This is a genomic window from Natronotalea proteinilytica (genome assembly GCF_055379935.1).
In genome coordinates this window covers 2189844-2204587 of the sequence record NZ_AP043947.1, presented here as the reverse complement: position 1 = coordinate 2204587, position 14744 = coordinate 2189844, and the positions used below count along the sequence as shown (strand labels likewise).

The 14744-nt window shown below is 56.7% G+C and carries 13 protein-coding genes; 10 read left to right on the top strand and 3 right to left on the bottom strand.

The window, feature by feature from the left end:
- Positions 1–346: 346 nt before the first annotated feature.
- Together ACZ5AL_RS08735 and ytxJ are read right to left on the bottom strand one after the other, a co-directional pair.
- Complete coding sequence (locus ACZ5AL_RS08735; protein WP_464509988.1) at positions 347–964, bottom strand: TlpA family protein disulfide reductase; 618 nt, start codon at positions 962–964, stop codon at positions 347–349.
- On the bottom strand, positions 961–1302 hold the full coding sequence (gene ytxJ / locus ACZ5AL_RS08730; RefSeq protein ID WP_464509987.1) for a bacillithiol system redox-active protein YtxJ: 342 nt from the start codon (positions 1300–1302) through the stop codon (positions 961–963). The genes ACZ5AL_RS08735 and ytxJ overlap by 4 nt, the downstream gene beginning before the upstream one ends.
- A gap of 166 nt (positions 1303–1468) precedes the next feature.
- Here ytxJ and ACZ5AL_RS08725 point away from each other — a divergent pair, with 166 nt between their 5' ends.
- From ACZ5AL_RS08725 to ACZ5AL_RS08700, 6 genes are all read left to right on the top strand, one after another.
- Positions 1469–3259, top strand: a complete 1791-nt coding sequence (locus ACZ5AL_RS08725; RefSeq protein ID WP_464509986.1) for a M3 family oligoendopeptidase — start codon at positions 1469–1471, stop codon at positions 3257–3259.
- Entirely contained in the window at positions 3252–3908 is a 657-nt protein-coding gene (locus ACZ5AL_RS08720; RefSeq protein WP_464509985.1) for a class I SAM-dependent methyltransferase, read from the top strand. Before ACZ5AL_RS08725 ends, ACZ5AL_RS08720 begins: the two co-directional genes overlap by 8 nt.
- 258 nt (positions 3909–4166) lie before the next feature.
- Positions 4167–5120: a universal stress protein gene (locus ACZ5AL_RS08715; RefSeq protein WP_464509984.1), complete on the top strand. Its 954-nt coding sequence runs from the start codon at positions 4167–4169 to the stop codon at positions 5118–5120.
- Positions 5121–5535: 415 nt separating this feature from the next.
- Complete coding sequence (locus ACZ5AL_RS08710; RefSeq protein ID WP_464509983.1) at positions 5536–6426, top strand: universal stress protein; 891 nt, start codon at positions 5536–5538, stop codon at positions 6424–6426.
- 177 nt (positions 6427–6603) lie between these two features.
- The gene (locus ACZ5AL_RS08705) at positions 6604–7503 is read left to right on the top strand and encodes a universal stress protein (RefSeq protein ID WP_464509982.1); all 900 of its coding nucleotides are present in this window, start codon (positions 6604–6606) and stop codon (positions 7501–7503) included.
- Between the two features lie 71 nt (positions 7504–7574).
- The gene (locus tag ACZ5AL_RS08700) at positions 7575–8525 is read left to right on the top strand and encodes a universal stress protein (RefSeq protein WP_464509981.1); all 951 of its coding nucleotides are present in this window, start codon (positions 7575–7577) and stop codon (positions 8523–8525) included.
- A 606-nt stretch (positions 8526–9131) separates the two neighbouring features.
- Here ACZ5AL_RS08700 and ACZ5AL_RS08695 read toward each other — a convergent pair.
- Complete coding sequence (locus tag ACZ5AL_RS08695) at positions 9132–9743, bottom strand: hypothetical protein (RefSeq protein ID WP_464509980.1); 612 nt, start codon at positions 9741–9743, stop codon at positions 9132–9134.
- Positions 9744–10143: 400 nt separating this feature from the next.
- Here ACZ5AL_RS08695 and hemA point away from each other — a divergent pair, with 400 nt between their 5' ends.
- The 4 genes from hemA to ACZ5AL_RS08675 are packed head-to-tail and all read left to right on the top strand — an operon-like array spanning position 10144 to position 14729.
- Positions 10144–11586, top strand: coding sequence for a glutamyl-tRNA reductase (hemA, locus tag ACZ5AL_RS08690; protein WP_464509979.1), 1443 nt, complete (start codon positions 10144–10146; stop codon positions 11584–11586).
- Positions 11587–11595: 9 nt separating this feature from the next.
- Positions 11596–12543 (top strand): hydroxymethylbilane synthase, encoded by a 948-nt coding sequence (gene hemC, locus ACZ5AL_RS08685; RefSeq protein ID WP_464509978.1) that lies wholly within the window; start codon positions 11596–11598, stop codon positions 12541–12543.
- Between the two features lie 14 nt (positions 12544–12557).
- On the top strand, positions 12558–13289 hold the full coding sequence (locus ACZ5AL_RS08680; protein ID WP_464509977.1) for a uroporphyrinogen-III synthase: 732 nt from the start codon (positions 12558–12560) through the stop codon (positions 13287–13289).
- Between the two features lie 57 nt (positions 13290–13346).
- Positions 13347–14729, top strand: a complete 1383-nt coding sequence (locus ACZ5AL_RS08675; RefSeq protein WP_464509976.1) for a sensor histidine kinase — start codon at positions 13347–13349, stop codon at positions 14727–14729.
- The last annotated feature ends 15 nt before the right edge of the window (positions 14730–14744 follow it).

Sequence of the window (14744 nt, the reverse complement as noted above, 5' to 3'; positions counted from 1 at the left end):
GCAGGTGCGGAGTCCTGACACGAGCGTAGCGACTGACGAACGCAGTGAGTAAAGATCTCCCCCGAAATGAGCAGGGCCGCTCGATCGATCAGAGCCTGCTGAACGTCGAGGAGATGGTTCGACGTGCTCCGGGCTGGGCCCGTCGCGTGCACTCTAAAAGCACTTCTTCCCTGCGGTCAGGGCGCTCACCATGACAGGTTTTTAGGGAGGGGGCTGGGATACAGCGTTTCAGGCGGTCTCCGTACCCTAACAATCAGGTGTGACACAGTACTATATGCCTGAAGGAGAATAACGCATTACCCATTCTCACTTTCACCCCTCAACATGTAGATTCCTCCCTTCACCCTCACGACCGATCCGCAACGGCCTCGTCGTCAAGCCACTCATCAAGTTGCTCGCGCAGCGAATCCACATCGAACAGCCCCATCATGCGGTGGGTAACCATGCCGTCGGGATCTATAAGCAGCGTAGTGGGAAGGGCGTACACCGTACCCAGTTCAGCTTCCAGTTCATCATCTTGTGAGATCACAAGTGGATAGTTGATTGCTTTGTCCTCGGCATAGGGCCGAACGACCTCCTCCCCTTCATCGTCGCGCGAAATGCCAACGACAACCAGTCCGCGGTCGCCGTATTCATTTTGCACATCAATCAGATCAGGGATCTCGTGACGGCAGGGCGGGCACCACGTTGCCCAGAAATTGACCACCACAGCGCCGTCGACCTCGTTGAGCGTAAGCTGCTCACCGTCCATGGATTCGAGCGTTATGTTAGGCGCAGGAAACGGCTCATCAAGCACCGCCTGCTGCACCGATGGATACCCGGTATCGCCCTCTTCAGGCCCCATGACGCGCGGAGCTTCAGACGGGTCGGGCTGCTCATCGTTTGAGCTACAGCCAACAAGGGCCGCCAATCCCACAACAAGAAGCACGCTAAGTGCAATACGTGCAACACGACTGATATTCATGATGGGGAGTGAAGATCTTTGGTGAGGGTTTCGATTTCTTCGGGGGTTACGCGGCCATGATTGCAATGTCCAACCGCCGCACCGTCATAAACGACAATAATCTGCGGGGTTTCGTGGCGTACGTTCAAATCGGTAGCAATCTGATTTGACACATCACGCGCCTTTTGCACCGTCACCCGGTACACAGGAACGCCATTACACTCCGAATTCAACACGTTTCGTTGTGCCCACGCACTCGTCGGACAGGCCGCACTGTGTTTGTACACAAAAATAGGATGCTGCTTCGACGCAGACTGAGCCGTAGCCCAATCTGCTATACTTTCCAGATCAGTAATCATATGATACAGGTCATCAATAAAGATCAATCAACAAACCGCACAATACGGCGTTCAGTACTCCGAAGGCACGGTGTACATATGCGGTTACAGGTGGGGAGCACATGTTTTGTGGCGGGGCCGTATTGTAGCACTCTACGCATCATATTTACTCACGTTCTGAAAAATCATGACTGAGCGCAAAAACTCTGCATCGGAGGTTAACTGGGACCTCAGCGATCTATATGCGTCTCCGGATGCGTTACGTAGCGATTTGCAGGCGTTACAGGAGGATGCCCAGGCGTTTGCCCATACCCACCGTGGCGCCATCTCCTCGTATGATGCCGAAACGCTTGCTGAGGCGCTTGCCGCCTACGAAACGTTGCTCGATCGGGCCGGGCGCGCCCATGCGTACGCTTTTCTGCATTGGGCCACCCAAACCACCGATGATCAGCGCGGGGCCCTGCTGCAGCATGTGCGCGAACAGTATTCGCACATCGAGCAAAAACTGCTGTTTCTTGAAGTGGAATGGGCCCAACTTGACGACGACCGCGCCAGCGCCCTCATCAATCACGAGGCACTAGCTGATTACCGTCACTACCTAACTGTAGAGCATGCCCGCGCCGAGCACGTGCTAAGCGAGCCGGAAGAACAGGTGCTCTCCGAGAAACGCGTTACCGGCAGCGGAGCGTGGACCCGTTTCTTCGACGAAACCCTTGGCGAAAAGCAATACACACTCAACGGCGAGACGCTATCGCAACAGGAAATTCTATCCAAGCTCTACGAGCCCGATCGCGATACGCGCCGCGAAGCTGCTCTATCGTTTACCGACGGCTTGGCCGATTTGCAGCGCCCCCTTACATTTGTGTTCAACACGCTGCTGGCCGACAAAGCTTCTACCGATCGTCTCCGCAATTACGATCACTGGCTCGACGCTCGCAACGAGTCCAATCAGGTAGAGCGTGAAATGGTGGAGGCGCTCATCGAAGCAGTCACCGGACGCTATGACCTCGCGGGGCGCTTCTACCGCCTGAAGCGTGAACTGCTTGGCTTCGATACGTTGTACGACTACGACCGCTACGCGCCCATCCGAGATGTCGAAACGACGTATCCGTGGGAAGAAGCTCAAACGCTGGTTCTGGATGCGTATGAATCCTTCCATCCGCGTATGGCCCGCACCGCCCAGCAGTTCTTCGAGCGGAACTGGATTGATGCAGCGCTTAGCGAGGGCAAGCGCAGCGGCGCCTTTAGCCACAGCACCGTCCCGAGCGTCCACCCGTACGTGCTGCTCAACTACACCGAGCGCGCTCGCGACGTGCAAACTCTGGCGCATGAACTGGGGCATGGCGTACACCAGTACCTGGCGCGCAAACAAGGGCCGTTACAACAAAGCACGCCCCTGACGACGGCTGAAACGGCATCGGTCTTTGGGGAGATGCTCGTCTTCCAAAAGCTCATGGCCACGCAAGACAACCCTGCCGACGAACTGGCGCTGCTCATCGGCAAAATCGATGACACCATGGCCACGGTCTTCCGGCAAATCGCCATGAACCGCTTCGAAGACCGAATCCACACGCACCGGCGTACCGAAGGTGAACTGAATGCCGATACGTTTGCAACTCACTGGATGGACACCCAACGCGCTATGTTCGATGGCGAGGTGACGCTGGGCGAGCACTACCGCCGCTGGTGGAGCTACATCCCGCACTTCCTGCACACCCCCGGATACGTGTACGCATACGCCTTTGGCGAACTGCTGGTACTGGCGCTCTACGCCCGCTATCAGGAAGCTCCCGATGGCTTCGCCGACGCCTACCTTTCGGTGCTTGAAGCGGGCGGCTCTGACTGGCCCCACCGCCTGTTAGAACGCTTAGGCGTTGACCTTACCGATCCGACGTTTTGGCAAAATGGACTTGGTGAAATAGAAACGCTTATCGAACGCGCTGAATCGCTCGCTGACACGGCCTCAATCCATGCCTGATTCTGATGCGCCGGCTCCCGAAGCACGAGCCAGCAGTCAGCCCGACTTCTGGAACGAGCGCTTTGAGGCCCATGATCGTCTTTTTGGAGCGGTCCCCGACCCGTTCATTGCCGATGTGCTTTCGTCGCTTCCTGCTACCGCGCATGTGGTGGATGTGGGCGGCGGCGATGGCCGCAACACGCTGCCACTGGCGCGCGCCCATGGGTTTGACTTGACCGTGCTCGATTTTGCCGCTTCGGCGCTGGATACCGCCGCGGCGTACGCGACGCAACACGACGTGTCGTTTGCCGCGCTCCATGCCGATGCGCGTACCTGGTCGCCACAACGCACGTATGATGCTGCGGTGGTGGCGTTTGTGCAACTGCTGCCCCACGAGCGGAGCAGACTGTACACCACCCTGCGCGATGCGGTGCGGCCCGGTGGGCATATCATTGGGCTGTGGTTTCGCACGGACCATGCCCAGCCGAAGTACGATCGTATCGGTCCATCAAAATCCGATCGGTACGTGTCGATCCCAACCCTACAGGCTGCATTCGCCAGCGATACGATCCACTGCTGCATACCGATGGATCGCTATGTAGAGCAAGGACCTGTGTTGCGTGGCCAAGCTGCATTGGCCCATCTTCATGTGCAACGCCAGGTCGAGTAGCTCATGGCCTTTACACTGCAAGCAGATGCTACAGATGACGGGGTATGCCCCACGCATCAACAGGGGATCGATCCGAGAAAAGCGGTTGCATTCAAGACGGCTGCCACCTATTCTGTGAACACTCCGCTGCGCATCTCTCCAAGCTTGTTTCGATCTCGGTTTGAGGCTCCGAATGGCTCTGACCGAACCCTGAACAGGCCCTTAAGCACTGCCGCAGACTCCGAACACTGATCGTACGCATCAACTTTTGCCGACGCTATGCTGCACATAGATCGTATTCTGGTTCCGCGCGACTTTTCCTCGACATCGAACCGGGCTGTACAATACGCTATCGACTGGGCCGAACGGACGGGCGCTGAACTGCACGTAATTCATGCCAAGGTGCTCCACCAAAAGCGAGACGAGTCGATCATTGACCGCGAGCGTGAAAACATGAAGCGGTTGCGCAAACGCCTGGGACAGGTAGACGGAGAGGCGGTCGCCACCGATGTTGAGTTGGTTGAAGCCGTAGTACGCGATGTGGCTCCCGCTCCGGCCATTTTGGATTATGCCGATGAGAACGACATCGATCTCATCATTATGGGGACACACGGACGCCGGGGCATGCGTCGCATCTTGATGGGAAGCGTAGCGGCTGAGGTCGTGCGCTATGCCGATAGCCCGGTACTGACTGTACGCGGCACCGACACTGACCTTACCGAGGCCCCGGATCCCGTCAAAACCATCGGCGTGCCCGTAGACCTGTCTGATCACTCGCGCGAGGCCCTGCAGCATGGCGCCGCGGCTGCCGATATGCTTGGAGCCGACCTGTTCGTGCATCATGTCATCGAAGACACGCTGCATCCTGCTTTTTATGTGGGCGGTGTTTCATCCGTCAAAGATGCCGACCCGAATATCGAAAAGAAAGTCCAGAAGGAACTGGATGCGTTTGTCGAAAAATCGTTGCACGCGCCGCCTTACAACACAGTAGACGTACGCACGCGGGTAGACGTAGCCGCTCGTGCATCTCGTATCATTCCTCGCGTAGCTGAAGAAGAAGGCGTCGATTTGCTTACAATGGCGACACACGGGCGCACCGGAGGGCGTGAGTTTCGCCTTGGAAGCGTAACTGAGAAAGTGGTTCGTCATGTGTCGTGTCCTGTCCTGACAGTAAAAGTGCATGGGCGCAGCCTTTTGGGAACCTCGGAGGCGACTGACGAAGCCACTGCTTAAACAGATTGATAAAAAGCAGCGCTCGTGATTTTTAGAGCGAGGAGAGCCCGCTCCTTTCGGTCGCTCCTCGAAACGAAAAAAGTCCCCCTGTTTCCGCCTATGGTGTATACACAACGCAACCGGAGCGAACTCCCGATTGCGTCCTCGTCGCGATGTACAACCGGCATGACCTTCGCCCCTCTGCGTCGCGACGGACGAATGGACGCTCTGCGTCCAACGTACCCCCCGAGGTAAAGAAACCCGGTGGTGGATTAGGGATGCTGGAGCGTTCCAGCAGGCGTGAGGATCTGCGAAGCGAGTGTTGTCGGCATGTGTGCGAGGTCCTTCCCAATCTGTATAAACCGTAGCTGTTTCCGCGGGGCTTCGTAGCTGCTTTCGTTAAATTTTTTTCCTGCTAGATTGGCCCCATGTGTGTATGACGATTTCCCGCATCCTCCTACCAACGGATGGTTCACCGTTAGCACGCCAGGCCCTGCGCCATGCGCGCTTTCTGGCAACGCGCTTTCGCGTTCCCCTACATGTGGTGCATGTACACGATGCCCCGAACGACTTTTCGGAAGCCATTGACATCCGGGCGGCTAATGTTATGGCTGATTTGGAGACTCCTTGGAACGGGTCGCCTCCAGATACCCTGAACATTATTGAACACGCCATTACCGCCACCTCGGTTGGGGAAGGCCTCGTGACGTATGCCAAAAAGCACGGCATCGACCTTGTGGTTATGGGGACCCATGGCCGCCAGGGCATTCAGCATACGCTTATGGGAAGTGTAGCCGAGCATGTCGTTCGGCATGCCCCGTGTCCAGTGTTCACCATTCGCCATCAGGTGCAAACCGAGCCGGGCGCTTCCATTAACCACGTGCTTGTGCCCATCGACTTTTCGCGGCACACCCATCGTGTTGTTCAGGCGGCCACTACGCTAACACGTGAGTATCAGGCACAGATCACCCTGATGCATGTACTGGAATCGGTTGCGCTGCCTTCCGCCTACGGAATTGAGCCGCAAGTCACCGATACCAGCCTGGTGCGGTCGCGTGTGTCCGACCGCCTCAGTCAGGAAGTAAACTATCTCAAAGATCAAGGCCTTGACGCCAGCTCGCGCATTCGGTCAGGCCATCCGGCGTCGGAAATTCTGACGGTTGCTGAAACCACCGATATTGATCTCATTGCCATTGGCACCGCTGGTCGTACCGGACTTTCCCGCTTTTTGATGGGCAGTGTGGCCGAAAAGGTCGTTCGGCAGGCGCCCTGCCCCGTGCTTAGCGTGCGCGCCCTTCCGCAGGATGATCAGCCCTCCGATGTATAGTGCACTGTAGCCCTGTGGGGGAATCTCCCACAAGGCTTCGTTCTGTTTTCCCGGTATAGAGCGTGGGATAGTACGGACGCTTAATACGGACTCCGATGGCGTTACTGTATGTCCAGCAGGTTTTTCCCGTAAAGCGGGGCTTTTCCGTGGCTTTTCCATCTGAACCCGACCTTCACTATGCTTGCTATCGACCGTGTTCTGTACCCGACGGATCTTTCAGACGGCGCCCAGCGCGCATTTCCTTATGCCGCCTCATTGGCACACTGGCACAATGCTGACCTCCACATCTTCAATGTAGCAGGGCGCCATCTTTACAATTTTGAGGATGTGCGTGCCACATTCCCCATCCCTACGGCAACCCTCCAAACGTGGGCGGATGCGTCTCAAATCACCCAGTTTTCCGTCGACGACCTATCGATTCATCAAACGCAGCGCGAAGGCGCCGTTCCTGGAAAGCAAATTCTGGCCTATGCAAAGGAGGAGTCATCAGACCTAATTGTAATGGGCACGCACGGGCGCCGGGGTGTAGATCGAATGCTTCTTGGAAGCGTAACCGAAGAAGTTGTGCGCCGTGCACCGTGTCCCGTTTTTACGGTCCGCAAAGAGGCTACGCATGCCCCCTCGCAACTTATGAGGCGCATTCTGGTGCCTATTGACTTTTCAGATGCTTCAGAGCGTGCGTTGCAACACGCCTACGAACTGGCGATGACGTACGGCGCCGAGATTTTGGTCGTTCATGCGATTGAAGAAGTCATCCTTCCGATGGCATATGGCATTGAACCCAAGCAGGTAGATGCCGATGCGGTGCGTCCGGATGTTGAGCAAGCACTGGCCGACCTGCTTAGCAAGCATGTTGGCATCGAACATGCACAAGCTCAGGTGCGCGTCGGGTACCCGCCCGAAGAACTGCTCGACACGGTCAAAGAAGAAGATATTGATCTTGTAGTAATGGGTACCCATGGGCGTCAAGGCCTTAACCGCCTGCTTATGGGGAGCGTAGCCGAGCGAATTGTGCGCCATGCACCCTGTCCGGTCCTTACGTTGCAGCACGAAAGCCGTTCGTTGCTGCCCGCGTAAATTGATCCCTAACCTCGAATAAGCAATCGCCGTCTTTTTCGTTTTCTTTACCTAACAATTGCCGCTATCTAATGATGGATGCCAAGACGATGGATATCAACACCATTCTGCTAGCCACGGACTTTTCGGACGCCTCGAAGGCCGGCCTTTGCAAAGCGCTCTTGTTTGCCAAGCGCTTTGATGCCACATTGCACATCATGCACGCGGTTGATAAGCTCGATTCGAGCTGGTATGGCTTTGAAGATGCGGAACGACGTGCTGAAGCCCTTCGCAATGCCATTCGGCAGGAAGCACAGCAGATGTTAACCAACCTTGTCCCCGACGACACCGCCGTCGAGGTGAAAACGCATGTGTCGATGCAGTTGAGCTTCGACGTATCTGCTACCATTGTCGAATACGCTAGTGAGCGTGACATTGACTTGGTGGTGATGGGGACGCGTGGGCATACCAAGCGCGACCAGTTTGGCCTGGGGCATGTAGCCAGCCGGGTGACCGAAAAAGCGCCCTGTCCGGTACTTCTGGTAGGGCAGTCGGCTCCGTGGGCGACCCCGGGTAACGCAGAAACGCTCTCTGATGTAGTGGCCCCCATTGACTTTTCGCCACACTCGTATGAGGCCTATGGGTATGCCCGATCGGTGGCTGGCCAGTTTGATGCTACCTTGCACCTGTTGTTCGTTGCCGAGGAGCGTACCATCCCTGTCTTCAGCGATACCGGGCTTCCTGGTTTGCAAACGTTGGAGATGCCCCCAGCGATGGTCGAAAACAGCCGGAAAGCGCTGCAGCAACTCATTGACCGCACTAATGGCCCGGCTGTGGAGCACCGCATTCATATCAAAGAAGGCGAACCTGCTCCTATCCTTATTGACCTTATTGAACGCAGTAGCATTGACCTTGCAGTCATTGCTACCCGCGGCCACTCCGCCCTGAAGCGGATGCTTCTAGGAAGCACCACCCGCCGATTGCTACGCCGCGCCCCGTGCCCTGTACTCACCCTGCGAGCTGGACAAACGAAGAGCGCGTAGCATGCCCCACGGTAACTACTGCTGCGTCACAGGTCCATCTTCGGGTTGCAACACCCCCGTCTTAATGATGTCATCTTGAGCGTAGCGGCTCCGCCTAGGAGACGCGGAGTCTGACACGAGCGTAGCGACTGATGAGCGTAGCGAATAAAGATCTCCCACGAACTGGGCAGGGCCGTTGATTTGCCAGTAGCTGCTGAGCGCCGAGGAGATGTTTCGACGCGCTTCGGGCCCTGGGGGCCCTTCGCTTGCTCAACATGACAGAACATTTGGTTTGAAATGCTTCAACGCGAGTCCACTCCATACCATAACATTCAGATGTGACACACCACTAATGCTCTGTCACAGGTCCATCTTCGGGTAACGCATGTGCACCCTAACGTACCGCGAACAACTCACAACCTTGTCATTGCGAGCGGAGCGAAGCAATCTCATTGCTTCCAGACTAGATGCAGCCGCCCAATCAACGGCATGAGATCGCACCCCAGGAGTACTCGTTCGCTAGCGCTCACAGCGCCGCGTCAGTCGCAGGGCTCCCTCCTCGCGATGACAATGTTGGACCATAACATTCAGGTGTGACACGGCACTACTGCTCTGATTAGACGCTGCTTAACCGGTGTATGGCCGCTCTTCGTCTTGCATGACTCCGTCTTCAGCCGCTACTGAAGCGTATGGCCATTCGTTGGCAGCTTCGTGTTCGTCGGATGATGGATCACTTGTGAAGGCCCGAGCAGGTGCCCCCATTGGAAGATCTTCCTCAGCTACAAATGGAGGGGCTGCCGCTGGGGTGGGCTTGGTAAGTTTGTGTGCAAGTACAAGAATGGGTCCACACACAACCAGCACCAGAAATGCACCGACGCCAATTTGCCCCCACCCCGATCCTGGCCCCGCAGTAAATACGATGACCTGCGCCAAGCTGACAAGCAAAGTAGCCAATGCTCCAACAAATACAACAACTACGCCCCATGTGATTGAGGACAAGGCAATGGTGGGGCGTAGATGCTTTTGGGCTGCTACAGGCTCCGCTGCTGCGGCCTGTGCCCGCTCAGTGCGCGTGCGCACCACTAAATACAAAGGAGCCCACACTATAAGCAAAGCAATGCCTATCCCCAGTCCTAAAGCCCAAAACTCTATGCGCTCCAGGTCTGCAAACATCCCTACAAGCGATGCTATCGTAAATAAACTGAGGAATGTTCCAACACTAATAAGAAAACGATTCATAGCACGCACCTGGAATAAGTTAGACAACAGTAGAACCAAGACCATATGTCTTGATAAACCACGCTACCTCTTTTGGCTTACACCGCCCCTTTCAGACAATGTCGGAAAGGGTACGTCATTCACCCGTAGCACAGCGCTTTCTTCATGCATTCCAAGGTGCGGCATGCAACAATAGATAGCCGGCTCCAATGGCACACCAATATGCGAGAAAATAGCCTCAACAGGTATCATCCACTGGCGAAGGGGCATGCGCCAATGACGCATACGCCCCTTCCTTTTTCTTCATCCTGCAATTGCGATTTGCCCGCACCACATAGAATCTCCCTGACTATACCATCCCCCGTTCATTTGTAATTCACCCCTACATTGAACCCGGGTTTTTCCAAGACGGTTGTATTCTATGTCATGTTCTGTAGTCCATCCTTCCACCCCCTGCATGACGTTTTACGCGTTTGGTATTAACTACGTATCTTCATCGGTCGAACAAACCGAGGCCTTTAGCTTCTCACCCGATGCGCAGGCACGCATCTACGACCGTGTGTCGCTGAGCGACGATGCGGAGATGGTGCTGCTGTCTACATGCAATCGGACCGAGGTCTACCTGTATGGCCGCTCCGCCGACCGGACGCGCATTCAGGAGGCGCTTGCTGCAGAAGCCGAAACACCGTGGCCCTCCGATCACACGTTCTCCTTGCGCGACGAAGCCGCTGTACGACATGTGTTGCATGTGACCAGTGGCCTGCACTCCGTTGTTGTAGGTGATGCACAAATCCTATCGCAAGTCAAAGACGCCTATCAGCGAGCCATTGATGGCAACCAGGTCCACTCGCTCATGCATCGCCTGATGCATACGGCCTTTAGGGCAGCAAAGCGCGTGGTGCATGAAACCAACGTGTCGAATGGCACCGCCTCGGTATCCACCGCTGCCCTGGCTATGGCGGATGACTTCTTTGCAAACTACGGCTTTAACAACCTGGAAGCGCAAGATGTGCTTGTGCTGGGAGCAGGCAAGATGGGAGAGTTGGCCCTGCACGCGCTGAATAACTACCAGCCGGCTTCGGTCACGCTTACCAATCGCACCCACGATACCGCACAAGCACTTGCTGATACGCATAACATCAACATCGTACGCTGGGAAAACCGCTACGCCGCCCTTGCCGATGCCGATGTCATTCTCGTCGCAACGGGCGCCCCGGTGCACGTGCTCAACGCCGAGGATGCCCCAGAGCGTACGTATAAGCCGCTGCCCGCCTTTGTAGTTGATGTGGCGGTGCCACGCAACGTAGACCCGTCGTTAAACGCGAACGATGACTACGTGGTGCGTGATATGGACGCACTTGAGGATTGGACGACGGATGTTCACTCACAGCGTCGCGCCGAAATTCCAAAAGCGAAAGCCATTTGCAATGAACTGCTCAGCGACTTCGTAACCTGGGTGTTTCATCAGCAGGCGCTTCAGCCAGCCATTCAAGCCATTCGGCATACCTTTGAAGGCATCCGGAAGCAAGAGGTCGAGCGCCATGCCCACCGCGTAGACGGTATGGACCGTGAAGAGGTTGATCGCCTTACCCAGTCCATCATGCAAAAACTGCTGGCGGTGCCCATCGTACGACTCAAAAATGTGGATCCGGATAGCATCGACTTTGTGCATGGCATTAAGCTGCTGCACGCGCTGTTCACTCGCGATGAGGAAGCGACCGACCGCCTTCCCGATCGCGATGATGACGACCGTCCCCAGCTCTCCGACGTGCCCGGGTCGCAAACCGATGAGCGGTGTCCATACGAGGCCGCCTCAACCCCTGCCGATTCGATCCGCGCGATTCTTCGCTCTCCACACGGATAACCTGTCTGTATGTCCACCCCCTCGTCGCCCTTCGTTATTGGGACGCGCAGCAGTGACTTGGCGCTGTGGCAAGCCCGCCGCATCCAACGCCACCTGGCTCGTCATGGCCACGAAAGCACGTTGCAACACATCACAACACGAGGCGATCGTGTACAGGGCGTTCCGATCTCAGAAATCGGTGACGAATCGGTCTTCACAAAGGAGCTCGACCGTGCACTGCTCGATGGACGCATCGACTGTGCCGTACATTCGCTGAAAGACATCCCGTCGCGCGTGCCCGATGGCATTACGCTGGCTGCAATTGGCGAGCGCGCTTCGCCGTTTGACGCGTTTATTGCGCACCCCGACTTTGACGGCGTCCTACAAGATTTGCCAGAAGGAGCCACCGTGGCAACAGCGTCGCTCCGCCGCCGCGCCCAACTATTGGCGTGGCGACGAGATCTGAATGTTGTGCCAGTGCGGGGCAACGTTGACTCGCGTCTCGATACGCTAGCCGAGAGCAACTGGCACGGCATGGTCCTCGCCGTTGCCGGCCTACGGCGCCTCGATCGTGGAGAGGCCATTCGCACGGTCATTCCAGCCGACATTATGGTGCCCGCCGTAGCACAGGGCGCGCTGGGCATTACCAGCCGCACCGAGGACACCGCCCTGCGTACGCTCCTGCAAGGCACAGTGCACGACCTGTCCACAGCCACAGCTGTACAAGCAGAGCGCAGCTTCATGAAACGTATTGGAGGAGGCTGCCAGGTGCCCACCGGTGCCTGGGCGCGCCTGCAAGACGATAACACAGTGGTAATTGATGGATGTGTAGCTGCTCTTGATGGCAGCACAACACTTCGTGCGCAAAAAACTGCATCCTTTGATGAAGCAGCGGCTACAGGAACCGCTCTTGCCGCCGAACTGCTCGCTGCAGGCGGTGCCGAAGTGCTTGCCGACATCCGTCCTGTCTCTACATAGCCTCGTTTTTAGGTATGGATGACTGGCCGCTTGTCTTCTTACGCCACCCTCGCACAGAAGTCGGCCCCGATCCGTATGTGCGTGCTGCCACCGAGCATGGGTACACGGCAATCTGCAAACCGGTGCTTCGCTTCGAATTTTTATCGCCCCCGCCGTTGCACACCCTGCTCGCCCGTCCCGACGACTATGCCGGGCTCCTAATTACCAGTCCACGTGCCGTCAAAGCACTTCACGATGCGCTTAAGGACGCCCCTCATCTCTCCCCAACAACCTGGATTGCAAAACCGACGTACGTGGTGGGGCCGCGCACAGCGGCGGTGGTACACGACATCGGAGGCACTGCAGTAGGAGCCGATACCGGTAACGCCGAAGCCCTATCCGAAAAGATCAAGGGCGACGCCCCCGGAAAGCTGCTTTTCCTGTCTGGCAACCGGCGCCGCGACACGCTTCCCCGTGCGCTTGTTCGCTGCCAACAGCCTTACGACGAAGTGGTAGTGTATCGAACCCACACGCGCACCCAGATCGATCTGCCCGATCCGCCTGCCTGTCTGGCATTTTTCAGTCCGTCGGGACTCAAAGCCGTTCAGGCCTCGGGATACGACCTGTCGCGCTACCAATGCGCTGCCATTGGCCCCACAACAGCCCAGGCTCTGCACGACCAAGGCCTCTCGGTAGACGCCGTTGCAGACACGCCCACGCCCCAGGGCATGCTGCAAGCTGTTGAAACAGCTGCGATGGAAGCCTAATCCCATCGACGCGTATACGACTGCACAAACCGATCTGTTGACCTATGGTGGATATGCATGGCCCAAACCTATCGATGGTCTGTCCGGATTAAGCTCGGACTTATTGTGTTCGCGGTGGTTATCGCTATTGCGTCGCTTTGGTACACCAATCAACTGGTAGATCGTCTGCGTGAACGCGAGCAGTCAATGATCCAACTCTGGGCCGACGCGCAAGCCCAAGTTGCCCAGGCGCAAGACCGCACTACGAATCCATACCAAACCGAGTGGCCCATTCTTGAGCAGCTGGTCGATGAAGAAATCACGCTCGACACGGTGCCCGATACCGATTCAGCTGAACTGCGTCAGGCGCTCTCTTGGGCCCGCTCGATGCCTCCTACAGGAGAGGTGGATTTCATTCTGAACGAAATCCTGGAGCCGAACCCATTTGCGATTCCGGCCATCATCACCGACTCAACCCAAACAGAGCCGCTGTTTTGGCGCAACGTAGCCATTCCAGATAATCTGTCGAATCTTAGCCCGGAAGATTCGGTGCAGGCGCGGGCGACGTTAAATGATCGACTGGAAGCGATGAAGCAGGCATTTCCGCCTATTCCAGTCACCGCCGAATACGCCGATCCCGAAACGAGCGACACGTTGGAGCTTACCCAGTACGTGTTTTACAACGAATCGGCGCTGGTGCGCGAGCTTCGCATCTTTCCATACGTGCAACTGGGGTTTGTAGCGCTCTTCATTCTGGTGGGATATGTCGGGTTCTCCTATGTACGCCGTAGCGAGCAGAGCAGCCTATGGGTGGGCATGGCTCGCGAAGCGGCTCACCAGTTGGGCACGCCGATCTCTAGCTTAATGGGATGGACGCAACTCCTACGTACCGATGTATCAGACGAGCATCGCGAAGAAGCGCTCGATGAAATCGAAAACGACATCGACCGGCTGCAGCGGGTGGCCAATCGCTTCTCCGATATTGGGTCGATGCCTAAGCTTGAGCCCATCAACGTGTCGGAGGTGATTCGGGCCACGGTCGCCTACATTGAGCGACGCATTCCGCAGCGTAGTCAGCAGGTCACGCTGAGGGTGGACGTGCCCGAGGCGCTTTACGCACAGGCCAACGAGGAGCTCTTTGCCTGGGTCATTGAGAATCTGCTCAAGAACGCGCTTGATGCCCTGGAGGGGGCGGGCACTATTCGTATTGAGGCGGAGGCTGCTGAGTCTACCATTCGCATCGATGTGCAGGATACGGGAGTCGGGATTCCGCGCAGCGCTCGAAAGAATATCTTTCGACCCGGATTTAGCACCAAGCAACGCGGCTGGGGACTGGGTCTAAGCCTGGCGCAGCGAGTTGTGCAAAACTACCACGATGGCTCCCTTCAACTTGTTGATTCTCAGGTGGATGAAGGGTCAACATTTCGTATCGAACTCCCACGGGCAACCCCGCCGGCGTAACTCCTCTGGTGCTGT

Coding starts and splice junctions, on each gene's coding strand:
- ACZ5AL_RS08735 (WP_464509988.1), bottom strand. CDS start 964: ATGAATATCAGTCGTGTTGCACGTATTGCACTTAGCGTGCTTCTTGTT.
- ytxJ (WP_464509987.1), bottom strand. CDS start 1,302: ATGATTACTGATCTGGAAAGTATAGCAGATTGGGCTACGGCTCAGTCT.
- ACZ5AL_RS08725 (WP_464509986.1), top strand. CDS start 1,469: ATGACTGAGCGCAAAAACTCTGCATCGGAGGTTAACTGGGACCTCAGC.
- ACZ5AL_RS08720 (WP_464509985.1), top strand. CDS start 3,252: ATGCCTGATTCTGATGCGCCGGCTCCCGAAGCACGAGCCAGCAGTCAG.
- ACZ5AL_RS08715 (WP_464509984.1), top strand. CDS start 4,167: ATGCTGCACATAGATCGTATTCTGGTTCCGCGCGACTTTTCCTCGACA.
- ACZ5AL_RS08710 (WP_464509983.1), top strand. CDS start 5,536: ATGACGATTTCCCGCATCCTCCTACCAACGGATGGTTCACCGTTAGCA.
- ACZ5AL_RS08705 (WP_464509982.1), top strand. CDS start 6,604: ATGCTTGCTATCGACCGTGTTCTGTACCCGACGGATCTTTCAGACGGC.
- ACZ5AL_RS08700 (WP_464509981.1), top strand. CDS start 7,575: ATGATGGATGCCAAGACGATGGATATCAACACCATTCTGCTAGCCACG.
- ACZ5AL_RS08695 (WP_464509980.1), bottom strand. CDS start 9,743: ATGAATCGTTTTCTTATTAGTGTTGGAACATTCCTCAGTTTATTTACG.
- hemA (WP_464509979.1), top strand. CDS start 10,144: ATGTCATGTTCTGTAGTCCATCCTTCCACCCCCTGCATGACGTTTTAC.
- hemC (WP_464509978.1), top strand. CDS start 11,596: ATGTCCACCCCCTCGTCGCCCTTCGTTATTGGGACGCGCAGCAGTGAC.
- ACZ5AL_RS08680 (WP_464509977.1), top strand. CDS start 12,558: ATGGATGACTGGCCGCTTGTCTTCTTACGCCACCCTCGCACAGAAGTC.
- ACZ5AL_RS08675 (WP_464509976.1), top strand. CDS start 13,347: ATGGCCCAAACCTATCGATGGTCTGTCCGGATTAAGCTCGGACTTATT.